The sequence below is a fragment of the Streptomyces sp. NBC_01237 genome (assembly GCF_035917275.1).
Classification (GTDB): Bacteria; Actinomycetota; Actinomycetes; order Streptomycetales; family Streptomycetaceae; genus Streptomyces.
The window spans coordinates 8,169,775-8,190,600 of the sequence record NZ_CP108508.1 but is presented as its reverse complement, the minus strand read 5'-3'; the positions used below and the strand labels follow the sequence as shown (position 1 = coordinate 8,190,600).

Below are 20,826 nucleotides of genomic sequence, written 5' to 3'. Positions count from 1 at the left end.
GGACTCACCACACCGCAGCCGTCGCGCCGGGCACAGGACTGCGGCGTTGCGGCCGGTTGCCGCCGGTTGCGGTGCGTTGCGGACCGGCCCCGGCCCTTGCCCTTGCCCTTGCTGCCGGTTGCGGTGGGTTGCGGACCGCCGCGCGCGCCCTTCCCCCGCCCCCACGCGGCGGGAAGACTGGTGTCCCGTGTGCTCGCGAAAGGGACGCCGCCGTGACCTTGGACACCACCGCCGACCAGCACCCGCTCGCCTACCTGCTCTCCCAGCGCGGGATGAGCAACGAGGCGTACCTGTTCCGGGTGGCCGAGCAGCACCGGCGTATGGGGTACGGGCAGATGGGGCACCGTAAGGAGAAGGCGTCGCGGTGGGTCAGCGGCGAGAACGCGCCCACCCTGCACACCCAGTTCGCGATGGCCGCGCTGGAGAAGATCCCGCCCGAAGCCGTACTCGCGCACGGCTGGCCGGGCTGGCTCTTACTCGCGGTGCCCGACGACCACGCCGTCCTCACCGCTCCGTGGACCACCACGGCGACCGTGCACGCACTGGAGATCGCAGGAGGTCCGGTGGACCGCAGGAAGTTCCTGATCACCACATCCGTCACCCTCACCGGCACCGTCGCCCAGTGGTCCGGTGCCGCCCCCGCAGGCGCCGTCACCGCGGGCGGCCGCCGTATCGACGACAGCACCCCCGACCGGTTCGAGCGCCGCCTGGACGAACTGCGGCACCTGGATGACGAGCTGGGCTCCGGGGAGGTCTACGCCGCCGCCCGCACCGAACTGCGCCTGATCCTCAGCGCACTCAAGGACTCCTCCTACAGCGAGCGCGTCGGACGCCGGCTGTTCGGCGCCGCGGCCGAAGCCTCGAGGTCGGCCGGCTGGACGGCGTACGACAGCGGCCGGATCGCCGCCGCCGAACGTCACTACGTCACCGCCCTGCGAGCCGCCGCGAGCGCCGACGACCCGGTCGTCGGCGCCAACACCCTCGCTTTCTGGGCCATCCAGCAGTACTCCACCGGCAACCCACGCGGCGCGATCGACCTCATCGACGCAGCACTGGCCCAGGCCCCGCGCATCGGCTCCGCCCGCATGACCGCCATGCTCCACGCCCGCGCCTGCCGGGCCCACGCACGCGCCGGCGATGCCCGCGCCGCCGACCGGTCCGCGAACGCGGCCCTGGACACCTACGCGCACGCGGGCCCGATGGAAGCGGACCCGGCCTGCGTCTACTGGTTCAACCTCGGGGAAACCCACCAGCTCCTGGGCAGCTCCGCCCTCAACCTCGGCAACCCCCGCCAAGCCCTCCGCCACTTTCAGGACGCCTCCACCGCCCACCACAGTGAGGGCGAGGCATACGACGGCGACGCCTTCCCGCGCGGACACGCCATCTACCTCGCACGCCTCGCCGAAGCCCACCTCGCCCTCGGCGACATCGACGCAGCCGTCGACACCGCCCACACCGCCGTCGCCCGCATGGGCGGTGTCACCTCCGCACGCGGCACCAGCACCCTGCACGACCTGAGGCAGAAACTCGGACGCCGCCGCGGCGTACCCGTCGTCGCCGACTTCCTCAACTACACCGCCGACACAGCGTGAGCGGCCCTCCGGGCTACGTGGCGGCCGGGGCGGGTTCGGTAAGGCGGTCCAGGCGCGTGTAGAGGGACCGTACGAGACGGGCGCGGTTCTGGGCACAGCGCGCGGTGCGCTTCAGCGGAGCGGACAGGCGGCCGTCGGCTTCGCGGAGGATGAGTTCGGCGAGGGCGCTGCGGCCGTCGCTCTTCGGCAGGGCGGCTGCGTGGCGCCGGACGTCGGAGGCCACCGCGCGGGCGTGTCCGGTCAGTTGGAGGGCGATCTGCTCGTAGTCGCGGGGTTCGAGGTCGGGGTCCTTCCACGCGAGCACGGCGGTGACGAGTGCTTCGTACGGGACGCGGTCCAGCGGGAGTTCGGCCTCGATCAGCCCGAGGGGGTCGTGGAGCAGGAGGTGGGTGTCGCTCATCGGGCACCCGCCGCGTCGTCGTCCTGGTCCTGGCCGCCAGTGGGGGCGTCCGGAGCCTGGACAGCGAGGAAGCGGGCGTAGCCGCGGTCGGCGCGAGCGATCAGCGCCGGGGAGGGCCGGCCGAAGTCGGGCGGCTGGAGGCCGGGGGCTTCCGGTCGGGGGCCGGTGGGTGTGGGTGCGCTCATGGGGCACCGCCTCCAGTTGCTGGGATGCGTCGGTGTCGTTCGACGCTACGGAGGCGGCGGTCCGTTCTTCAACGAGATTGCGGGTAATTGCGGGAGGTTCACTCCAGGGCGTCGATCGCGGCCGTGATGAGGGCGCGGGCGGCGTCGCCGTAGACGGCCATCTCCGCGAGGCCGGCGAACGCCCTGGTGTAGTCGGCGAGCTCGCGCGGCTGCGTCACCTTGATCTCCGCCGTCAGCGTCTCCACCACGGCCATGGTGTCGTCGTGGACGTAGAACGCCTCCAATGGCCACACGGTGCGCTGCGCGGTGAACGGGATGATCCCCAGCGAGACGGAGGCGAGGGGCATCACGGCCAGGAGGTGGCGCAGCTGCCCGCGCATCGCCTCGGGGTCGGCGGTGCGGAAGCGCAGGACGGATTCCTCCATGAGGACGACGTAGCGGTGGCCGCCCTCGTAGAGGAAGCGGGAGCGGGCGACGCGGGCGGCGACGGCTTCGGCGACGTCGTCGGGGGTGCCCTGGAAGCGGGTGATCTGGTTCATGAGGGCAGTCGCGAACGCTGGCGTCTGGAGGAAGCCGGGCGGAACGTTGGAGAGGTAGACGCGGCAGTGGCGGGTCTGCTCGTGGAGGGCGAGCCAGTCCTCTTGGACCTGTCGCATGCCGCCCTGGTGCAGGCGGCGCCATTCCATGTACATCGAGTCGACGGCGCGGGCGGTGGCGATGAGGTCGTCGGCCTGGTCGTCCGCGCCGCACGCCGCGCACCAGGTACGGATGTCGGTGTCCGAGGGGGCGACTGCCGCCTTCTGGATACGGGTGGTCTTGGCGGGGTGCCAGCCGCACCGGGCGGAGAGGTCCTTCCCGGTGAGGCCGGCGTCCTTGCGCAGGTGCTGCAATCGGACGGCGAGCGCCTCGCGGGCCGCCTGTGCGCTGGACGAGGGGGAGGCGGTCGTCATGAGGTGCGTGGCCCTTGGGTTGTGCGTCGGTCAGATGCGGTAGTCGGCGTGGTCGGTGGCCAGGTCCCACACCGAGCGGAACGCCTCGGCGCACAGCTTGACCGCCTGCGGGTCGTCGGTGTGGTCGGGCTCCAGGGCCTCGCCGTCACCGGAGAAGACGTTGAACCTCACGACCTGGTCGTCGACGAGCCAGAAGTCGTTGCCCGGCAGCGCGAGGGTGGAGGCGCGGCGGCGGGGCAGCCAGCGGACCTGTTCGCCGGCGCGGAGGTTGGCGTCGGTGATGGCGTGCTCGAAGCGGATGTAGTCGGTGACGGGCTCGGACACGACCCGGGCCCGGCGGACCTTCACCCCGCGCGCCACGGTCCGCTTCACCAGCGGCAGCCACCCGCTCCAGTACTCCGAGTCGTCCGCGGGCACGCTCCCGTCCCGCAGGAACGCGTCGTAGACCTCCCGTTCCTCCCCCACGGCGTAGAAATCCCGCAGTTCCAGGTGCAGGGCGTGCCGCTGAGCGGAGTCGAGGAGGTCCTCAAAGCTGAGGACGGGCGGCTTCTGCGGCATCGCACGCCTTCCTGATCTGGTCGACCATCCGCACGGAGATCCGGATGACTCCCTCGTCATCCGCCGGCGGACTGTCCTGACTGCAAGCGGCCCGGGTTTCCGTGTCGGCGAGCTTGCCCTGCAGAACCAGTTCCGGCCCCTCAGCGGCGTCGGTGTCCACCCACACCGCAGGGCAGTTCCCTCCGCCCGAGTTCGGGTCCGTGCCGAAGAAAAGTAACGCCATGATCGCCTCCGGGGAAAGCCAGTTGCGTGTAGTTGCGCAATGACCGTCCCGCAGGCCGGAGTCGGCGTCAAGGGCTTCTCTCCTGGGCTGGTTGACGGCGTTCCCCAAGGCCCGTGGTGTGTCCGGCGCGACTCTCAGCCGGTGCGTTCGTAACGCACGACGGCTTCGCCCAGGTGTCGCTTCACGAGGGCGGGCAGTGCGGTGTTCGCGGTGTCCAGGAACGTCTGCTTCCTGAGCGGGTCCGGCGTGTGGGAGGACACGTACTCACCCTCGCGCTGCGGGGTGATGTCGTTGTCGAGCCAGAACCGGCCCGCTGTGCCGTCTTCCAGCAGCAGGACCGGTGACTCCATCCAGTCGCCGTCCCGGTTGCCGTCCTCATCCTGTCGGTAGCCGGACATGCGGACGAGCTTCCAGCACCGCTGTTGCGTGATTCGGCGGTAGCGCTGGCCGTTCGCGGTGTACTCACCGCGGAACAGTGCGGGCTTCACCTGTACGAGGACCTCGGAGCCGTACGGCCTCAGCCGTTCTACGGCTTCCATGAGCAGTTGCTGAACCTCAACTGCTTCGTTCCGCTCCCGTTCGGCTTTCTGCTGATCGGACCTCGCCCAGGTATCTGCGCGGACACGTGCTGCTCGGATCTCGTCATCAAGGCCACCCATGACCGGCAGGGTATCGGCGGGAACTCCCTAATGGGAGATGACGTGTTGGCCGTCGGACTGGGGCCGCTGTCGCGTGACGACCCTGCCGCGCCGTCGTTGGACAGCGTGACCCATACCGGGCCCCGGGGATGTCATGGCTGATCCCCCGGGGCCCGTGGTGTGTCCGGCGCCGGGTCAGTTCTTCCCGGCCGCCGTGGCGGCGAGCCAGTCAGCTGCTTCGGCGTCGGTCATCAGCAGGACCTGCGTCGGGTGGGCAATGCCCTCCTGGACGACGTGGGCGCGGCCCGGGTGCCGGCTGCTCTTCGGGGCGGGGCCTGCTATCGGGGCCAGGCGCCGCCAGGTGTCGGCCGTGACCCGTGCCAGGATCACGGTGGCGAACAGCTCGTGGGCCGCCGCTCCGAGGACGCTGGTCTGGGGCGTGCCGTCGAGAAGAACGTGGACGCGGGCCGAGCGTCCCGTCCAGAGGGCTTCCTCGAGCGCGGTGACGGCCGGGGACGTCTTGGGGTCGTCCTGCTGCCGGAACGTCTCCCAGTAGCGGGCGAGCTGGCGCAGCGTGCCGTTGGCGCTGTCGATCGCGACGATCAGCCGCGGGACGTCGGCGAGCTCGTCGGCGGCGAGTTCGTTGCGGCGCTTGAGCTCGTCGGCGAGATGGACGAGGGCGTCGTGGATGCCGGCGATGTTCCCGCGGTGGGTCACCGTCGGCAGCGCCTTCGCCCACAGGTGCGAGATCCGCTTGACGTCGAGGACCAGGGCGTGGGCGCCCTGGTGCAGGAACTGCGCGGTGAGGGAGCGCAGGACCGTGGTGCTGCCGCCGCCGGTGGCGGTGCAGACCAAGACGTGCGGGGATTCGGCGTCCAGATCGACGGCGATGGCGCGGCCGGTGGTGCTGATGCCGATCAGCGCGGTGCCTTCGGGCATCGCCTCGATCTGCTCGCGCAGGCCGGGGTCGGTGAAGTGCAGCATCTGCGGGAGCGCGGTCGTGTTCGTCATGGTGCCCGTGTTCCATTTCTGTGCTGTGCCTGGGGAGCAGGGTGTTCACCAGGTCGAGGGGGATCGTGTCGGCCGGACCGGACAGGGCCCGGTCCGGCCGATTCGGCCTCAGTCCTTTTCGGTCTGCGGGGCGGCGGCCCACGTCGCGGCTTCGGTCTCGCTCAGGAGCAGGACCTGCGTGGGGTGGGCGGTGTCGCGCTGCACGGCGTGGAAGCGGCCCGGGTGGGCGCTTCCCTTCGGGACGGTGGCGACCTGCGGGGCGGCCTGGCTCCAGGTGCGGGTGGTGACCCGTCCCAGGAGCACGGTGGAGAAGTGCTCGCGTCCCAGCGCGGCGCTGAAGCTCTGGGCGCCGGCGAGGATGTGGATGCGGACCTCGCGCCCGGCGAAGAGGAGCTCCTCGTACGCGTTCACGGCCGGGGACGTCTTCGGGTCGCCCGCCTGGCGGACCTTTTCCCAGTGGCGGGCCAGCTGTCGCAGGGTGTGGCCGGCGGACTCGAACACCACCGTCAGCCGGGGCAGGTCTTCGGTGTCACCGTGCTCGTCGGCGTGGTGGATGCGGCGCTTCAGTTCGGCGCTCAGGCCGAGAAGGGCGTCGTGGATGTCGTCGATGTCGCGCCGGTAGGTCACCGTCGGCAGGGCGCGCGCCCACGACTGGGAGATGCGCTTGAAGTCGAGGACCAGGACGTGCCCGCCGTTGTGCAGGAGCTGGGCGGTCAGGGTGCGCAGGGCGGTGGAGGTGCCGCCGCCCGAGGCGGAGTAGACCAGGACATGCGGCGAGTCGTTGTCCAGGTCGACGCAGACCGGCTGCCCGTCGGTGCCGTGGCCGATGAGGACCTGGGAGGCGGGCAGCGCTTCCAGCTGCTCGCGGACGCCCGGGTCGGTGAGGCGCAGCTGCTGCGGGAGGGTGCTCTTGTTGGTGGTCTTCCACATGGCGGCGGTGTTCCTTTTCTGTGGTGTGCCTGGTGAACCGGGTGTTCTCCGGGCGAGGGCGTGTCGGCTGGAGCGGCCGGGGCCGTTCAGTCGAGGTCGGTGGTGCCGGTGGCGGCGCGGGGCCGGTTGCGTGCCCAGCGCTTGAGGTCACCGACCCGGTAGAGGAGTTCGGTGCCGCGCTTGTCGACCGGCTTGGGGAAGGTGCGGTCGTTGGCGCGGGCGTAGCGGAGCGCCGCGACGGTGATGTCCGGCAGGTGGTGCTGGTGGGCCTCGCGCAGTCCCAGCGCCTGGTCGTCGTCGACCGGGGCCGGGTTCGCCGGCGGCGTTGCCGCGGGGTTGCCCGGATCGGCGGCCGGGGGCTTGGTGTTCCAGGCGTCGGCGAGGACGTCGACATCGGCGGCCTGCGCCGGATCGGGGGTGGTGGGCGGGAGGGCCGGGTCGCTCCAGGCTTCGGCCAGGGAGTCGGCGGGCGGGACGGCAGGCTTGTGCAGCACCGCCGGGCCCGGCTGCGCGGGGAGGCCCGCGTGCTGCGGTTCGGTGGCAGCCTTCCCGGTGCTGGCCCACTCGCGGGCTTCGTCCTCGGTGAAGAAGAGGATCTGTGTCTCGCGCGCGGACCCGCCGCTGACGACCTGGGCGCGGCCGGGGTGCTTGGTGGACTTCGGCGCGGGGTGGACCTCGGGGGCGAGCATGCGCCAGGCGTTGACGCTGTAGCGGGCGAGGATGCGGGTGGAGAACTGCTCGCGGACCTCCGGGCCCCCGAGGGCGCGGGCGGTGGCGGACTGGGCGACCAGGAGGACGTGCATGCGCAGCTGGCGCCCCATGTAGAGGATCTCGTTGAGCGCGTCGAGGGCCGGGGAGCCCTTCGGGTCGCCGGGCTCGCGGGTCTTCTCCCAGTAGCGGGCCAGCTGCTTCATCGTCGCGTTGATCTCTTCGAGGAGGATCAGCAGCCGGGGGCCGATGGCCTTGGGGTCGGCGCCGATGCCCAGTTCGTCGGCGACCCGGGTGCGGCGTCGGCCTTCCATGCCGAGCGCGATGAGCTGGTCGTGGATGTCGGCGATGTCGGCGCAGTAGGTGACGTTCGGAACGCCGCGCGCCCACGGGTGGGAGATCCGCTTGGTGTCGAGGACGAAGACGTGGCTGCCGTGGTGGAGCATCTGGCAGGCGATGCAGCGCAGGGTCACCGACTTGCCGCCGCCGGTGGAGGCGTTGACCAGGATGTGCGGGGATTCGGCGTCCAGGTCGACGGAGACGATCCCCCCGCCGGCACCGAACCCGATGATGGGCGCGGACTCTTTGGCCTTGGCCACCAGCTCCCGCGTCTTGGGGTCCTTGAAGAGGGCCTTCGCCGGGGGCTTGCGGGTCTTCTTCACCAGCACGTACGGCTTGCGGCCCTCCGGGTGCCAGGAGAACGTGACGCCCTGGAGGGCGAGTTTCTGGGTGATGAGGTCGGCCACCACGTCGCGGGAGAACCCGAGCCGGGTGGGCAGGTCGATGCGTATCTGTGCGTCGTCGTCGGAGAAGTTCTTCGGGACGCGGAGGTAGCGGCGCGGGTCGGTCTGCTCCGCCAGCCCGAGCGGCTGGTGCAGGGCCTCGTGCAGCGGGCGCACCCACTCGCGCATCAGCTCCCGGCGCTCGCGGGTGAGGACCATGTACGTCGCGGTACCCACCGTGAGGACGGAGGCCGCGCCGATCCCGGCGGGCTCCAGTGCGGCGAGCGCCGCCTCGCGGTTCTCCCACAGCTCCGTCAGTTCCCTCAGGGTCTCGCGGGTGGCGTCCAGGTCCCGGGTGGTCAGGTATCCGCTCTCCGCGACCCCGCCACCAAGGGCGAGGCGGAAGGACAACCGGCGCCACCCGGGCTTGTAGGAGCGGCGGCGGACCTTGCCCTCCACCGCCGGCAGGACCCGGGTGCCCGCACGCCAGAACGTCGCGTCCGTACGGCGGACCCCGTCCAGGTCCCGGCCGGCCAGCATCCGGGCGATCCCTCGCGCGAGAGTGTCGGCGGACTCATCCACCTGCTTGTCGAACTTCGTCCGTGCCATGGCCGTGCCCTTTCGGTCTGCGTCCCGGCACCTCACACCCGGAAGCGGACACGAACCGTAAAGCCGTTGGCCTGTGCATAGATTCAGCGGAATTTAGGGCCCTGAGCTGCGATCTGTGGACAACTTTCCGGCCCAGGAATCCGCAGGCGCCCCGCTTGTGCGGCGCGCCCGGTACAACGGTGGGAGAGATCAACCGGGAGGGGCTGCATGACCGAGCACGAAGACGCGACCGAATACGAAGGCGCCGAAATGAGGCAAGCTGCGACGCTGACCTGTCAGGCATCGCCCGGTCCTGAAACTCTTCGCGTTCCGAACCGGCTGAGGCCACGGATCGGGAGTCGCCAACTCACCAAATCGCTAGGGTGGTTGGATGTCTTTCACTAAAGGGTTCATGTCCGACATGGCGCAGACCGACGCACCGAGCGGAGTGATCGTCAACGCACTGCGCTGGGAGATCCTCAACGACTGGACTCAGTACCAGCACGACGACAAGTTCGAGGACAAGACTGCCGAGATGTCGTACTGGTGGGGCTTCGTGAAGCGCGACACCGGCTTCGAGTCGCTGAAATGCCTCTGGGCCAAGCACGAAAGCAACTACCCCATGTTCGCCGAGGCCATCTGGCTCCTGCACCGGGAGTTCAGCGAGGGCGCCGGGGCAGACCACCACCCGCTCTTCGCGAACGTTCCCCCGATCCCGGCCGAAGTCCTGTTCCAGAAGATCGCCAGCTGTTCCGCTCCGGTGCACCGCTCGCGCACCCAGGAACAAATGGTCGCGATCCTGCGCAAGGCGCCGCAGGACTACAGCCGTATGTCGTAGCGCGTCGCTCCCGCCCCACGCCTGCGCGTCGTCCATCGACCCGGCTCGCCCCGGGGCAGATCGTGCGAAGCAGTACGAGGCAGTGGCCGCCCGGGCACGTGCGGCCGGCCGACGGCGTCGACTACGACCAGGCCCCACCGAGCCGCTTCCGCCAGCGCCGCGTCGGTCCGCGAGGTCCTCGGGGACCGACGGCTTCGGGCTGGGTGCTGGCGAAGGTGTGTGAGGGCCGGGGCCCGGCCCGTGGTGTGCTGCACGCACCGGACTGTGAAGAGGCACCCCAGGGTGCGCCGCTGCTCGATGTGCAGCGCGCCCTGGACGTCGCGTCGTGGGTGTTGCGAGGACCGCTAGAACCTAAGCACAGGGGTACGGGCCTTCGTGTTCGTGTTGGGCGGGCTCAGACAGCAGTCGCCCGGGTCCGTTCTGTGTGGAGAGTGACGCCGGGGCGGCCGGGCTCGTGGCCGGCGGCCGCCCCGGGTCGCCTGTTGGGTATTCAGAGCGCGTCGGGGTCAGCGGCCCGGGAAAGTGCGCGTACCGCCTGGGTCAACGCGGCCTGGGCGGAATTCAGCTCTGCCACCACTTCCGCGCGGACGCCCGGCTGCCAGGATCCCTGCCCTTCCGCCACCAGCTGGTCAAGGGCCCGGACCGGCCCCCGCAGCATGTCCACGGTGCCGCCGATACCGCGCAGGGCCTCACAGGGATCAGCCGGTGCGTCAGCCTGCAGGGCCAAGCGTGCGGCAGCCGCGCGGAGTTCGGCCAGCGTGTCCTCGAATTCGCTCATGCTCCCAGTGTGGCTACCGGCTTCAGCGGCGCAGCACGCTGACGAGTTTGTCGGGGTCCAGCAGGGTGGCGCCGTCGGCGCCTTTGAAGTGGTCGGAGATCCAGATCGGGAAGCCGGGCCCGCCAGGGGAACGGACGCGGCACGCCAGTCGCGGTGGCCGGGTCAGACGGAGCTGTCCGGCGGGGTGTCCCCGTCGGTGTGGCCGCCGGTGCCAAGGGCCCGCCGGGTGGCCGGGGGCGCGGTCGTGGTGGTTCCGAGGACGCCGCGGGCCCGGAGCCCGTCGAGGTCGGGGCTCCTGACACCGGGGAACACGTCGAGGAGATCTGCCTCGGAGGCGCGGACACCGTGCGCGGGATCCTCCGGGCCGGGGCCAAGCGTGCGGCGGGCGGTCACCGGGCCATCGTAAGGACACCGCGTCTCCCGTGTCCCGGGCCGTCAGGAACAAGCAACCACAGGACCGCCCCGGCAAGGACGCAGCGCTCCTGGTACCCAACGCGGTACGGCACCAGCGGCAGCGAACACGGCCACGGCACCCGGTTTCACAAACCGGCCCCATCCCAAGACCCTTCCACGGCCAGGAGCATCTGGTGAAGATCGGCGTATCTATGCAGTAGCGCCAAGAGCCGACGCGACCGGCTCACCCCTGAGCAGCGTCAGGTCCTCGCGGAGCTCGGTGTGGAGTGGGCGTGACACAAGCGCTGGCCGGTCGTTGACCGTCTGTTACGGCACTGCACCGTGAGACCCCGGGCATCACCGTCCGGGGTTTCGTGCTGTCGGCTGCGGTGACCGGTGAAGGGTTCAGGTGGTCGCGTCGTCGGGGGCGGTCTGGAGGCGGTCGAGGCGTTCGTAGAGGGCGCGGACGAGGCGGGCCCGGTTCTGCACGCTGCGAAGGGTGCCCTGGTGGGGTGTGCTGAGGCGGCGTTGTGTTTCGGCGAGGATGATCTCGGCCAGGGCGCGGGGCCCGGTGTCCTCGTCGAGGAGATCGGTGTGGTGGCGGACGTCGGTGGCGACGGCGCGGGCGTGGCCGGTCAGCTGCAGGGCGATCTGCTCGAAGTCGTGCGGGGTGAGGGCGGCCGGGTCGGTCCAGGACAGAACCGCGGCGACCAAGCGCTCATAGGGGGCGCGGTCCAGGGGTAAGTCCGCTCCGAACAGCCCGTGGGGGTCGTGGAGAACGGTGTGCGTGTTCGGTTTCATCAGCCCTCACCCTGGGGGTTTCTCCCGGTCACCGGCGGCCGGCCGCCGCCTGATGATCATTCGCCGCCGCCATCCCCACCGGATGGGTCTCCCCCGATTGCAACCTTATGCAACCCCCACACACCGACTTTGGACCAGGGCGGCGGACCGGGACATCCGGGCAGGAATGCCGCCCTCGCCCAGCACAAACAGGGAACTGCCGCAGCGGACACCGGCACGGCCGGGCGGTGCGGGACACCGGGACCCGGGCCCGGCGGGACAAGCTCCCCCGAGCGGCGTGAGGTCCTCACCGGGCTCGGAATGCGGTGGGCGGGACTCCGGCCGCTGCCAGTTGCTGAACAGGTGTTTCCAAGGGTTCTGCTGGCAGAGCCATCGGGCGAACGGCGGAAATCCCGGCCATTCGCGAGATGCCCCGTGGACACCAGCATGGGTATGAACAGCCCCTCGAATGGGGAATATGCCGAGGCCACGTCAGGCATGGTCCAGTGTCAAGCGGTCCACCGTTACCCGCCAATTGCCGCCGCATGACTGTATCCCGCACATACACGGCCCTAGAGTTCCTCCACGAAGAAGGGAGCGGAGGCGCACCGTATGCCGGCCCGCCCCTTTGGAAAACTTCGCAGGAGGGTCGAACCAGATGAACGTCAGGAAATGGGCCTTAGCGGTTTCCTCGCTCACCGCCGCGGTCGCGGTCGGTGTCCCCCCGGCCATCGCACAGGCCGCAGCCCAGCATGTCGGCGATCTGTGTACCAGCAACAACTACACCACGTGTGCCGGGTCAGCGTCCTTCGTCAAGGCGGGGGACCACATGCTGATCTGGGACAACAAGGCCGATGGCCACTCCGTCGTTGTCACCGGATCACGGTCCGACGGACTGCCGCTGGAAAAGTGGAACCACTCCGGCTCGGACGGCGACGGAAAGGTCGACCACAACCTGAACCTCCCCGAGAACGGGTGGATCCGCTACAAGGTCTGCCTGGGAGAATACGGGTCCAAGAACATCCTCGAAGCCACCTGCTCCGTCAGCAAGACGGAAAACGCCTCCGCGTGACGCGTAAGAACCGAGACGGGAAACCGGCCAGCGTCAGCTGACCACGAGCCGGTACACGCGCCGGGCGATGCAGCGGGCGTGACACCGGCCCTGGCCGGCCGTTAACCGTCTGTTAAGGCACTGCACAGAGAGACCCCGGGCATCATCGCCCGGGGTCTCGTGCTGTCGGCGCCGCTGGCATCACGGGGCGCCGTCCGGGGTGTCCGGGAGGTCCAGGCGGCCGAGCGCTTCCAGCAGGTGAGCGACGCGGCCGCGACCGGGCTCCGGGGCATCCTGGACCGCTGCGGCCGCGGTGAGGATGTCCTGCCGGATCTCCGGCGGTGCCTCCCGCCAATGGGCCGCCAGCTGATCGAGGCGTGCGGTATCGCCCGGCTCCGGGGCAGGCTGCCGTCCCATCACATCTCCTCCGGCCGCAGGTCCCGGACCCAGCGCCACCAGCCAGTCGTATCGGGTGCGTACAGAGACCGGCCACCGGGGTGCTCGCCATAGTCGCTGATGATCGCGGTCCAGGGATCCGGATCACCGGTGTCCACCGGCACCACCCACCCATCGAGCGGCCCGCCGTACAGCTCGACCATGGTCGTCATGTCGTCCACCACCTCACCGTACGAGGCAGACACCCCTACAGGTGAGCAATCCAGCCAGAAGGCAGGTGCAGAGCGGGTCGGCATCCCTGGAGTGCCGCCGCTCCCGGAAACCCGCCACACCAGGGGTGTGCCGCACTGGGAGCTCGGCTTGATAGAACCGAATCGCTGCGCCGGAGTGGGGTGTTGGGATCGAATACAGGTATGCCTTCCACGCCTGCCCGTCGCCTGCGGTTACGCCGTACCACCCGACTCACTGCCCGGACCGGCCCGGGCGCTGCCCCTGCTACTGCCCCGGAGGGTTTGGACTGGGCGCGGCGGATCGAGTTGTTCACTGTCGTGGTCGCCGCTGTGGTGGCGGTGGTGGGTCTCTGGTACTCGAACGTTCAGACCAGACAGGCCAACGAGCAGGCGCGGGATGACCGGGCGCTGGCCAAGGAGGGGCAGATCACCGACCGGTACACGGCGGCGGTGGGAAACCTCGGTGAGGACAAGATGGACGTGCGGCTGGGCGGTATCTACGCCCTGCAGCGGATCATGCAGGACTCCCGCCGTGACCAGCCCACCATCGCCAACGTCCTCGCCACCTACATCCGCACCCACGCCGCCAAACCCCCCGCGAAGGGCCAGGACGTCCCGGCCGACGTCCACGCCGCCCTCACCGTCCTCGCCACCCGCGACACAACCCGGGACGGCACCTTCCTCCTTGACCTCCACGCCGCCAAACTCCCCAACATCAGCCTCCTCCCAACGAGGGACCTAAACGGCGCAGACGTGCCCGGCGCGGACCTGAGCGGCGCGGACCTGAGCGACGTGGACCTGAGCGGCGCGGACCTCAGCGGCGCGGACCTCAGCGGCGCGGACCTGAGCCGGGCGGGCCTGAGCGGCGCGGACCTGCGCGGCGCGGACCTGCGCGGCGCGGACCTGCGCGACGTGGACCTGAGCAACGTGGACCTGAGCAACGTGGACCTGAGCAACGTGGACTTCAACTTCGCGGGCCTGAGCCGGGCGGGCCTGAGCGGCGCGGACCTGCGCGGCGCGGACCTGAGCGGCGCGGACCTGAGCGGCGCGGACCTGAGCGACGTGAACCTGCGCGGCAAGGACCTCAGCGGCGCGGACCTGCGCGGCGCGGACCTGCGCGGCACGGACCTCAGCGACGCGGACCTCAGCTTCGCGAGCCTGAGCGGCGCGGGCCTGAGCCGGGCGGGCCTGAGCGGCGCGGACCTGCGCGGCACGGACCTCAGCGACGCGGACCTGCGCCAGGCGGTCCTGCTGGGCGCGGACCTGAGCCGGGCGGACCTGCGCCAGGCGGAGGGCCTGACGAGGCATCAGGTTGACTCAGCCATCGTTGACAGGGATACGCAGCTGCCTGCCTCTCTCCGGTAGGCCCTCGCGGCTTCCCGCCTGCGGATACCGACCATCATCCGCCCGAGTCGGGGGGCGCCCCCGGCCAAGCTGTGCCAGGCCCTCAGGCGGCAGGGGGCTTGCCGCGCCCCCTCTCCTACTTCTCCACCAGGCCCGTCTGAACCCTCCGGCCCGGCCGACGCCGTCCTCGGCGACCGCTGGCCCCGGCACGTCACACCAGCCTCAACTCTGATGTCCTCCGCCCGGATCCGCCGCCTTCCGACCATGCGGCGGTGTACGGGAGTACCGCACCGCTTCACCCACCAGGAGGACCCGCGTGATCGAGATCGTGTACGACGGCCAGGACCACCACGAGGACTGCATGTACCCGACCTTCGCCGACCCGGAATCGTGCAGCTGCGCCGAACTCCTCCTGGACGAGGCGTGGTCCCAGGACGAGGACGCCGCCTGACGGGCGCGCTGGCGCCCTGCGGCAACCGTAGGGCGCCCAGTGCCGCCGCCCGGCCGTACGGCCGGGCGGCGGCACGGAGCCCCTGCTCGCGGGGTCCATGGCGGGGCGTGACACCGGGCGTGGGCGTTCGTTGAACCGGTCGGGGCAGACGGTCACGTCCTGTCGCACGGAGACCCCGGACGCCCCAGCCCGGGGTCTCCTGCCGCCGGAACCCATGAACGGCGCCGTGCTCCTGGTGCTCGCCGTCGTACGTCATCCCGGAGACGCACAGCGGCACCCGAAGACGTACACGGCCACCCCGGCCGGCCGCACGAGAGGACCCGACCCATGACCGACACCGACCACACCGTCCGCGGCGACCAGTCCACCGCTGCCCTGCTCCAGCACGTCGAGGAGCTGCGGGACGCGCTCGCGCACGCGGTGCGCCTGCTCTCCCACTCCGCCGGACGCGAGGCGGCCGACGACCCCGGCCAGGCGGAGCGGCTGATGACGGCCGCCGTGCACATGACGGATCTCCTCGCCCGCACCGCACCGGCCACAGCCACGGCCACGGACATCCTGACGGCCATGGAAACGAGCGACTAGCTCCTGCCGGCCACGGCCCGAATCCTGACCCGACATCTCCTCCGGCTATCGCGGAGAAAGATGTGTCGGTCTGCGGAACCGGCTTGCCCGCACGGTCTGACCTGCACAAACGGGCGGACAGCCGAAACGGGGGTTCACACCTCCGGCAGTACCTCCGGTGCAACCTCCGGAACAACCGTGCAACCCCCTGTGGAGACAACCTCCGGTGCAACCCCTCCGGGCGCCCCAGGCGGCCCCGGAAGGGCGCTGAGCAGCCATCAGGGAGCCAGCGGAGCGGGGCATACCCAACCGGGCGGACAAGCATGGGCGGGGCTTGTCCGGCAGCCCGCGCGGCTTGCCCGGGGTCAGCGGCGGGTGACCGCGAGGACAACCGCCCGCGTGCCCGCGGCCTGCGGCACCGGGGGCCAGGCTGGCTTTTCGGCCTCGCCCGCTCGGGACCGCCTGCTCTCGCTCGGGTCGATGGGCCCCTGTCAGATCGTGCTTCTGCAGATATCCCGTTCCCAGGGTCTCTAGTAGAAGTAGTCAGCGCGATTGCCACCCCTTGACTAGTGCTCTGACGTGCGGGTTCTCGCGTGCCCGGAAATTCTGGGGGCAACTTGTAGGGCAACTTGTAGGGCAACTTGAAAGGCAAGTTGTAGAGCAAGTTGTAGGGCAACCTCCGTTGCCGCTTCTGTTTGCCACCGCTCCGGGCAAGCCTCCCGTCCAGACGGCTTGCCCGCTTCGCCGACGGGAGGCTCGCCCAGGAGTCACCTGCGGAAGCGAGAGAGCCAGGTTCCGCCGGCCTTCTGCTCGGGCAAAGTCTGCTCCTGGTCCTGCTCCGGTTCCTGATGTGTCGTGCCCGGCCAGGCTTGTTGGATGTCGATGACGTACTGCTGGTCAAGGAGGAATGCGGCGCGCGGGGCCGGGCGGCGGACCTGGACAAGGGGTCGGCGGTCCGGCTCGCCGCCGGGTTCGGCAGGTGGACAAGGAGGCCCGGTTCGACCCTTTCCACCCGATTGTGACTTTGATCGGTAGTTGGCGAGTCGCCCTCCACCAGCCGCAGCTCAGTGGCCCGCTTTGATCCGTAGTTGGCGAGGTCTTTGACGCGTAGTTGGCGAGTCAGGGACCCAGATCGGGCGGCTCCGGCAGCGAAACCGCAGTTCAAGTGATCAACCGCGTCGGTCTCGCCAACTAGAAATCAAACCCGCCAACTATCGATCAAAGTAACACCGATTCACCCGATCCCGTGGGCAGGGAGAAATCTGCGCTCTCTGTCCACAGGGCCGCGGCTGAATCCTGCTGGGGAGTCGTCGTGATCCTCGCGGCGACCGAAAGTTGAGGAGACCTCATGCCGTACCTGATCCCGTCCCGTACCCCGCTCACCGAGGAGGAAGTCGACCGCGCCTTCGACTACCTCCTCGCTCTGCAGGGCGGCGGCGGGAACTATGCCTCCAGCCGCACGCCGGCCACTGCGGAGCTGGCCTTCCTGTTGCTGCGGCTCGCCGAGAACATCGTCTTCCCCGCCACGGGGGTCCTGGGCGACGGGGAGCCGCACGCGGACTCCTTCGCCCTGGACGAGGTCGGGTGCATCCTGCTGTCCGCCCTGCGGGACTGGACGCGCGACTCCCCCACCACGGCCACGCTGGGCATCGCCCGCAGCATCATCCGCTTCGTCGAGAACGTCATCCCTGACCCCGACGACCACGGAGACACCCGCGCCACCCTGGAGACCATGCGCGGCGAACACCTGGAGTGGGCCCGCACCGTGCAGTCCATGACCGCGCACCCGTAGCCACGCCGATGCGCTGGTGCCGTGATGCGCATCGGGTGGACTCGGTGGAACGGGCCCGGGTGAAGGCGAGGACTCGCCCCCGCCGATGTCATCCACTCCACCCGTTGAAGGCCACCGGGTGGAGCCCACTCGATGCGGTGTTCCAGGCGCGCCCGGTGCCACGCGTTTTCCCTTGACACGGGCCCGTGTCAAGGGAAAACGCGGCGGGCTCGCGGGGGTGGATGCAGGGCATCGTCACCACGATGCTGTGCACTCCGAGGCGATGCCGCGCATTCACCCGGTGGGTGCACGGCATCGTCGGTGAGCATCGAGTGGACCACGCCGGGCGCACTCAGCGGCCGACTTCCGGCCCGCGGTGCAGACCGCTGGCCGGGGTGCGTTCTATGCAGCTGAACGCTGGTAGTGGGAGGGGAGGACCTGCGCGAGCCAGTCGGGGGTGGCGCCTGCTCCCACCAGTCGCCCGTACTCCTTCCCTGTGTCGCGATCCAGGCGGCCACGCCGGAAGTGGATCCCGATCTCGTCGTGACGGCCTCCCCCCGCATCGAGGGTGTACCAGCAGTTGCGCTCTTGTCCGCGGTCGCAGTCGCACGGCTTGCACACGCAGTGCTCACGGTTGGCCTTCAGCGGCATTCCCCATACCGGGTGGGTCAGGTACGCAAGGAGCGCCTCATGGTCCATCGGGACGTCGTGCTCGTAGCGCAGCTCGAACTTCCAGCCCAATCCGTGCTGCCAGTACCTGACGCAGTACGGCTTGGCCACGGTGTGGAAGAGGGCGATGCGGCGCAGCAAGCCGCTGGCGACCCACGCGAGATCTGCTCGTTCCTCGTGCCAGGTGTGGTCTGCGGCCAGGGAGTCGGACTCGAACGGGGTCAGGGCGGGCGCGTCCCACAGGGGGACGAGGTTGCCGTCCCGGCAAGCGGCGCGGCGTGCGGTGATGATGGCCCGCCACTGTGTGGGGGCCGGTCCGGTGAGGGTGACGCGGGCATCGGTGCCGACCAGGCCGAGGTGGGCGCCGGCCGTGTCGATCCCGAGGAGCCTGACTCCGGCGATGCCTCCCGGGTCTCCTTCGTCTTCGTCAGGCCCGGTGTACTGGGTGGGCAGGAGCGACAGTAGAGAGTGCTCCGGCAGGGAGAGCTTGGGGCCGAGTTTGGGATCGAGCTCCACGACCAGGTGGTCGGCGCCGGGGCGGACCTGGGCGACGCCGGCGGGATGGGCGCAGTAATCGGCCGTGCCACCCAGCCGCTCGAACACGGCGGCTTCCAGGCATGCCTGGTCCCGGCTGGCGGCGGCCGGGACCGGGTCTTGCCCCTGGACGGCTTGAAGGTGCTGAAGACTGGTCTGGTGCCCGAGGCCAGTGCATCGGGCACGGTAGCGGGCCTTCTGGGTGAGGATTTCGCCGTGACTCATGAGCGGTTCCCAGCTGCGGACCGTCCGGCCCCGGCCCGCACAGGTAGGTGCGAACGGGTTACGTGAGGTGCGGGGTCGGGGCCTGGCTCCTTCGCATCCGCGGCAAGACAGGGGGCGTCTGGACCGGAGAGCGCCCTGCGGATGCAGGCCCACCAAAGGGGGCCACTCAGGAGTGTGCCGCCAGGACGGCCCGCCAGTACAACTGACGGGCCACCACAGCTGATCATTCAGTCGTCCGAGTGACTGAAGAGACTGACTTCCGCCATCGAAGAGCGTCCGATGGGGCATGCCCTCGCACCTGGCATTCAGCGGCCGGCTTCCGGCCCACGATGCGGGTCCGGCTGCTGGGGGCGGTGCGCCCGCTGGTCGTCCTCGCGCACCGGGCGCGGTGCGCGAGCGTCCTGGGGGCCGGTGGACTTCCTCGTCCTGGCGGCGGCTTCGTCGCCGGCCTTCGTGAAGACCTCCGTCGCGCGGCGCAGTTGCTCGGCGGTGAAGTCCAGGGCCTCCACGTCCGTGCGGGACGCCTTCAGGGCCCGCAGCTCCGTGAAGTCGACCGCCTCCTGACCCCCGGCCTCCGGCTCCTGATCGTCGTCCCCGGGAGCGGCGTCCCGATGCCCGAGCAGCAGCTCGGGCATCGCCGCCTGCTGATGCGCGACGACGTCGTACCCCCGGCCCCGCACGACGGCGGTGCGCAGCTTCTCCCGCACCACCGCGCCGGCGAGGACGGCGCGGTCGTACTGGAGCGGGATGCGGGGTATCTCCCACTCCCCCGCGTCCTGGCCCGAGGGCTGGGGTGCGGCCGGCTCGCCGGGATCGGCCGGGGGTTGCCCGTCCGGGTCGGGGACGGGGGTGGGTGGGCGGCGTCGGCCGGTGAGGTCGGACAGGGCCCAGCGGGCGGTGTAGAGGCGGTAGCCGGCCTCCAGGCCGCGTACGGTCTTCGGTTCGCTGATGTCCAGGCAGTAGGTGGAGATGGCGGCGGCCACGATCCGGTCGTCCAAGCCGGGGTCGCGGCGGCGGCCGCGCTGGACGAGGGCGAGGTGGCGTCGGGCTTCGGCGAGCAGGTGCCTGCGGTGGAACCGCCCGCCCTTGTTCATCACGAACACGGTCGCGGCGACATCGACGGCCGCCAGGGCGACGTCGACCACGGCCATGACCCGGGCCCGGATCGCGGCAGCCGCGGCGCGGGCGTGCTTGAGGAGGGAGTTGATGGTGTCGGCGGCGACCCCGGAGGTGAGGATCGCGCTCGTCTTCCACCATGCGCGCAGCTGCGCGAGCGGCCGGGTCTTCTGCTTGGGCGGGCGGGTCTTGCGGGCGGCGATCTGGTTCAGCTTGGCGCGGGCCCGCTCGGAGACCACGGGCAGGAACTTGGGCTCGCCGTCGTCGTCGACGGCGGTGACGTACTCGTGCTCCAGCTCTGCCAGGCAGGCGGCGATCTGGTCGCTGCGCCGGGAGGTCCAGCGGATCAGCTCGTGCGGCACCCCGGCAATCTCCATGACCGGCCGGCGCCCCGGGGTGACGGTGCGCGGCTCGGTCGCCAGCCCCAGCGTCTGGCAGACCTCCGCGGCCACGAGCTCGTTGTAGAGCGCGGAGGCCGCGACCGTGCTCTCGTGCAGGGCCGTGGTGTGGATCGAGCCCCACTTCCCGTCCAGGCGCTGCCCCTTCACGGACAGGATCAGATGGTCATGGAGCAAGGGCATCCCGGAGCGTGCCTCGTAGTGGCGGAAGCGGGCGGCGACCAGACCGCCGGGCGGCCGGACCCGGTAGATGCCGTCCTTGCCGTACCGGATCACCGCGACCTCGTCCTCGATCCACTCCAGCACCCGTACGATCGCGCGCTCGTGTGCGGCCTCGATCACCCTGCTGGTCTCCTCGTCCCCCAGCGCCCACAGGAGGTAGATCGTCGGCTGCGGCCGGAACACGAAGTCGACCCCCGTGACCGTCACCTGGCGTCCGAGGGCGCCGGCCTTGAACGCCTTCTTCGGGGAGGCGCCCTCGGCGAGCAGGTCGGCCTCGATGCGGTCCGCGTACGGGTGGCGGCCCCGCTCGCCGAAGAGGTTCCGCAACTGGCTCTCGGTGACTTCCTCACCCGGTGCGAGTCCGAGCGCGGCCAGGCCGCGGCCCATCCATCGCCCGGCCGGGACCCCGGCCTGCTCCTGGGCGGCGCGCAGCGGCGTGCGGGCCGGGCGGTGGCCGTCGCCGACGACGGTCTCGCGCAGGTAGTAGCGGTGCATCTGACCGTCCCGAACAACACTGATATCCACTGTCATGGAGACCACGTCACACGGCTCTGACCTGCA

23 protein-coding genes are annotated in these 20,826 nt (G+C 70.5%); 7 read left to right on the top strand and 16 right to left on the bottom strand.

Annotation, left to right across the window (positions count from 1 at the left end; translation table 11 throughout):
- The first annotated feature begins 212 nt into the window (after positions 1 to 212).
- On the top strand, positions 213 to 1,592 hold the full coding sequence (locus OG251_RS36180; protein ID WP_326681071.1) for a transcriptional regulator: 1,380 nt from the start codon (positions 213 to 215) through the stop codon (positions 1,590 to 1,592).
- A gap of 13 nt (positions 1,593 to 1,605) precedes the next feature.
- On the opposite strand, the gene OG251_RS36175 is transcribed toward OG251_RS36180, so the two are convergent.
- The 9 genes from OG251_RS36175 to OG251_RS36135 form a co-directional block, all read right to left on the bottom strand.
- Positions 1,606 to 1,992 (bottom strand): restriction endonuclease, encoded by a 387-nt coding sequence (locus OG251_RS36175; RefSeq protein WP_326681070.1) that lies wholly within the window; start codon positions 1,990 to 1,992, stop codon positions 1,606 to 1,608.
- On the bottom strand, positions 1,989 to 2,177 hold the full coding sequence (locus OG251_RS36170) for a hypothetical protein (RefSeq protein ID WP_326681069.1): 189 nt from the start codon (positions 2,175 to 2,177) through the stop codon (positions 1,989 to 1,991). The genes OG251_RS36175 and OG251_RS36170 overlap by 4 nt, the downstream gene beginning before the upstream one ends.
- A gap of 98 nt (positions 2,178 to 2,275) precedes the next feature.
- Positions 2,276 to 3,127: a helix-turn-helix domain-containing protein gene (locus OG251_RS36165; RefSeq protein WP_326681068.1), complete on the bottom strand. Its 852-nt coding sequence runs from the start codon at positions 3,125 to 3,127 to the stop codon at positions 2,276 to 2,278.
- A 30-nt stretch (positions 3,128 to 3,157) separates the two neighbouring features.
- The gene (locus tag OG251_RS36160; RefSeq protein WP_326681067.1) at positions 3,158 to 3,685 is read right to left on the bottom strand and encodes a DUF6879 family protein; all 528 of its coding nucleotides are present in this window, start codon (positions 3,683 to 3,685) and stop codon (positions 3,158 to 3,160) included.
- Positions 3,654 to 4,016, bottom strand: coding sequence for a hypothetical protein (locus OG251_RS36155; RefSeq protein WP_326681066.1), 363 nt, complete (start codon positions 4,014 to 4,016; stop codon positions 3,654 to 3,656). The genes OG251_RS36160 and OG251_RS36155 overlap by 32 nt, the downstream gene beginning before the upstream one ends.
- 26 nt (positions 4,017 to 4,042) lie before the next feature.
- Positions 4,043 to 4,447: a hypothetical protein gene (locus OG251_RS36150; RefSeq protein WP_326681065.1), complete on the bottom strand. Its 405-nt coding sequence runs from the start codon at positions 4,445 to 4,447 to the stop codon at positions 4,043 to 4,045.
- A gap of 294 nt (positions 4,448 to 4,741) precedes the next feature.
- Positions 4,742 to 5,557, bottom strand: a complete 816-nt coding sequence (locus OG251_RS36145) for a hypothetical protein (RefSeq protein ID WP_326681064.1) — start codon at positions 5,555 to 5,557, stop codon at positions 4,742 to 4,744.
- A gap of 108 nt (positions 5,558 to 5,665) precedes the next feature.
- A complete protein-coding gene (locus OG251_RS36140) occupies positions 5,666 to 6,487 on the bottom strand; it encodes a helicase HerA domain-containing protein (protein WP_326681063.1) in 822 nt (273 codons plus the stop codon).
- An 86-nt stretch (positions 6,488 to 6,573) separates the two neighbouring features.
- Entirely contained in the window at positions 6,574 to 8,526 is a 1,953-nt protein-coding gene (locus OG251_RS36135; protein WP_326681062.1) for a helicase HerA domain-containing protein, read from the bottom strand.
- Positions 8,527 to 8,896: 370 nt separating this feature from the next.
- On the opposite strand from OG251_RS36135, the gene OG251_RS36130 reads away from it, so the two are divergent.
- Entirely contained in the window at positions 8,897 to 9,343 is a 447-nt protein-coding gene (locus OG251_RS36130; protein WP_326681061.1) for a hypothetical protein, read from the top strand.
- Positions 9,344 to 9,833: 490 nt separating this feature from the next.
- On the opposite strand, the gene OG251_RS36125 is transcribed toward OG251_RS36130, so the two are convergent.
- From OG251_RS36125 to OG251_RS36115, 3 genes are all read right to left on the bottom strand, one after another.
- Positions 9,834 to 10,121: a hypothetical protein gene (locus OG251_RS36125; RefSeq protein ID WP_326681060.1), complete on the bottom strand. Its 288-nt coding sequence runs from the start codon at positions 10,119 to 10,121 to the stop codon at positions 9,834 to 9,836.
- Positions 10,122 to 10,283: 162 nt separating this feature from the next.
- Positions 10,284 to 10,514, bottom strand: coding sequence for a hypothetical protein (locus OG251_RS36120; RefSeq protein ID WP_326681059.1), 231 nt, complete (start codon positions 10,512 to 10,514; stop codon positions 10,284 to 10,286).
- A 405-nt stretch (positions 10,515 to 10,919) separates the two neighbouring features.
- The gene (locus tag OG251_RS36115; RefSeq protein WP_326681058.1) at positions 10,920 to 11,315 is read right to left on the bottom strand and encodes a DUF6415 family natural product biosynthesis protein; all 396 of its coding nucleotides are present in this window, start codon (positions 11,313 to 11,315) and stop codon (positions 10,920 to 10,922) included.
- 637 nt (positions 11,316 to 11,952) lie between these two features.
- Between OG251_RS36115 and OG251_RS36110 the strand changes: the two genes are divergently transcribed.
- On the top strand, positions 11,953 to 12,366 hold the full coding sequence (locus OG251_RS36110) for a hypothetical protein (protein ID WP_326681057.1): 414 nt from the start codon (positions 11,953 to 11,955) through the stop codon (positions 12,364 to 12,366).
- Positions 12,367 to 12,546: 180 nt separating this feature from the next.
- On the opposite strand, the gene OG251_RS36105 is transcribed toward OG251_RS36110, so the two are convergent.
- Both OG251_RS36105 and OG251_RS36100 read right to left on the bottom strand, forming a co-directional pair.
- A complete protein-coding gene (locus OG251_RS36105; protein ID WP_326681056.1) occupies positions 12,547 to 12,762 on the bottom strand; it encodes a hypothetical protein in 216 nt (71 codons plus the stop codon).
- Positions 12,762 to 12,953: a hypothetical protein gene (locus tag OG251_RS36100; protein WP_326681532.1), complete on the bottom strand. Its 192-nt coding sequence runs from the start codon at positions 12,951 to 12,953 to the stop codon at positions 12,762 to 12,764. Before OG251_RS36100 ends, OG251_RS36105 begins: the two co-directional genes overlap by 1 nt.
- A gap of 300 nt (positions 12,954 to 13,253) precedes the next feature.
- Between OG251_RS36100 and OG251_RS36095 the strand changes: the two genes are divergently transcribed.
- The 4 genes from OG251_RS36095 (at position 13,254) to OG251_RS36080 (ending at position 17,122) form a co-directional block, all read left to right on the top strand.
- Positions 13,254 to 14,336 (top strand): pentapeptide repeat-containing protein, encoded by a 1,083-nt coding sequence (locus OG251_RS36095; RefSeq protein ID WP_326681055.1) that lies wholly within the window; start codon positions 13,254 to 13,256, stop codon positions 14,334 to 14,336.
- Between the two features lie 295 nt (positions 14,337 to 14,631).
- A complete protein-coding gene (locus OG251_RS36090) occupies positions 14,632 to 14,766 on the top strand; it encodes a hypothetical protein (protein ID WP_326681054.1) in 135 nt (44 codons plus the stop codon).
- 327 nt (positions 14,767 to 15,093) lie between these two features.
- The gene (locus tag OG251_RS36085) at positions 15,094 to 15,351 is read left to right on the top strand and encodes a hypothetical protein (protein WP_326681053.1); all 258 of its coding nucleotides are present in this window, start codon (positions 15,094 to 15,096) and stop codon (positions 15,349 to 15,351) included.
- A gap of 1,327 nt (positions 15,352 to 16,678) precedes the next feature.
- Complete coding sequence (locus OG251_RS36080; protein WP_326681052.1) at positions 16,679 to 17,122, top strand: hypothetical protein; 444 nt, start codon at positions 16,679 to 16,681, stop codon at positions 17,120 to 17,122.
- Between the two features lie 381 nt (positions 17,123 to 17,503).
- Here OG251_RS36080 and OG251_RS36075 read toward each other — a convergent pair whose 3' ends face one another.
- Together OG251_RS36075 and mobF are read right to left on the bottom strand one after the other, a co-directional pair.
- Positions 17,504 to 18,529, bottom strand: coding sequence for a hypothetical protein (locus tag OG251_RS36075; protein ID WP_326681051.1), 1,026 nt, complete (start codon positions 18,527 to 18,529; stop codon positions 17,504 to 17,506).
- A 305-nt stretch (positions 18,530 to 18,834) separates the two neighbouring features.
- On the bottom strand, positions 18,835 to 20,796 hold the full coding sequence (gene mobF, locus OG251_RS36070; RefSeq protein WP_326681050.1) for a MobF family relaxase: 1,962 nt from the start codon (positions 20,794 to 20,796) through the stop codon (positions 18,835 to 18,837).
- Positions 20,797 to 20,826 lie beyond the last annotated feature (30 nt).

Excerpts from the sequence above, each read along its gene's own strand:
- OG251_RS36175 (WP_326681070.1), bottom strand. The coding sequence starts at position 1,992 with ATGAGCGACACCCACCTCCTGCTCCACGACCCCCTCGGGCTGATCGAG.
- OG251_RS36170 (WP_326681069.1), bottom strand. The coding sequence starts at position 2,177 with ATGAGCGCACCCACACCCACCGGCCCCCGACCGGAAGCCCCCGGCCTC.
- OG251_RS36165 (WP_326681068.1), bottom strand. The coding sequence starts at position 3,127 with ATGACGACCGCCTCCCCCTCGTCCAGCGCACAGGCGGCCCGCGAGGCG.
- OG251_RS36160 (WP_326681067.1), bottom strand. The coding sequence starts at position 3,685 with ATGCCGCAGAAGCCGCCCGTCCTCAGCTTTGAGGACCTCCTCGACTCC.
- OG251_RS36150 (WP_326681065.1), bottom strand. The coding sequence starts at position 4,447 with ATGGAAGCCGTAGAACGGCTGAGGCCGTACGGCTCCGAGGTCCTCGTA.
- OG251_RS36145 (WP_326681064.1), bottom strand. The coding sequence starts at position 5,557 with ATGACGAACACGACCGCGCTCCCGCAGATGCTGCACTTCACCGACCCC.
- OG251_RS36140 (WP_326681063.1), bottom strand. The coding sequence starts at position 6,487 with ATGTGGAAGACCACCAACAAGAGCACCCTCCCGCAGCAGCTGCGCCTC.
- OG251_RS36135 (WP_326681062.1), bottom strand. The coding sequence starts at position 8,526 with ATGGCACGGACGAAGTTCGACAAGCAGGTGGATGAGTCCGCCGACACT.
- OG251_RS36130 (WP_326681061.1), top strand. The coding sequence starts at position 8,897 with ATGTCTTTCACTAAAGGGTTCATGTCCGACATGGCGCAGACCGACGCA.
- OG251_RS36125 (WP_326681060.1), bottom strand. The coding sequence starts at position 10,121 with ATGAGCGAATTCGAGGACACGCTGGCCGAACTCCGCGCGGCTGCCGCA.
- OG251_RS36115 (WP_326681058.1), bottom strand. The coding sequence starts at position 11,315 with ATGAAACCGAACACGCACACCGTTCTCCACGACCCCCACGGGCTGTTC.
- OG251_RS36110 (WP_326681057.1), top strand. The coding sequence starts at position 11,953 with ATGAACGTCAGGAAATGGGCCTTAGCGGTTTCCTCGCTCACCGCCGCG.
- OG251_RS36105 (WP_326681056.1), bottom strand. The coding sequence starts at position 12,762 with ATGGGACGGCAGCCTGCCCCGGAGCCGGGCGATACCGCACGCCTCGAT.
- OG251_RS36100 (WP_326681532.1), bottom strand. The coding sequence starts at position 12,953 with ATGACGACCATGGTCGAGCTGTACGGCGGGCCGCTCGATGGGTGGGTG.
- OG251_RS36085 (WP_326681053.1), top strand. The coding sequence starts at position 15,094 with ATGACCGACACCGACCACACCGTCCGCGGCGACCAGTCCACCGCTGCC.
- OG251_RS36080 (WP_326681052.1), top strand. The coding sequence starts at position 16,679 with ATGCCGTACCTGATCCCGTCCCGTACCCCGCTCACCGAGGAGGAAGTC.
- OG251_RS36075 (WP_326681051.1), bottom strand. The coding sequence starts at position 18,529 with ATGAGTCACGGCGAAATCCTCACCCAGAAGGCCCGCTACCGTGCCCGA.
- mobF (WP_326681050.1), bottom strand. The coding sequence starts at position 20,796 with ATGACAGTGGATATCAGTGTTGTTCGGGACGGTCAGATGCACCGCTAC.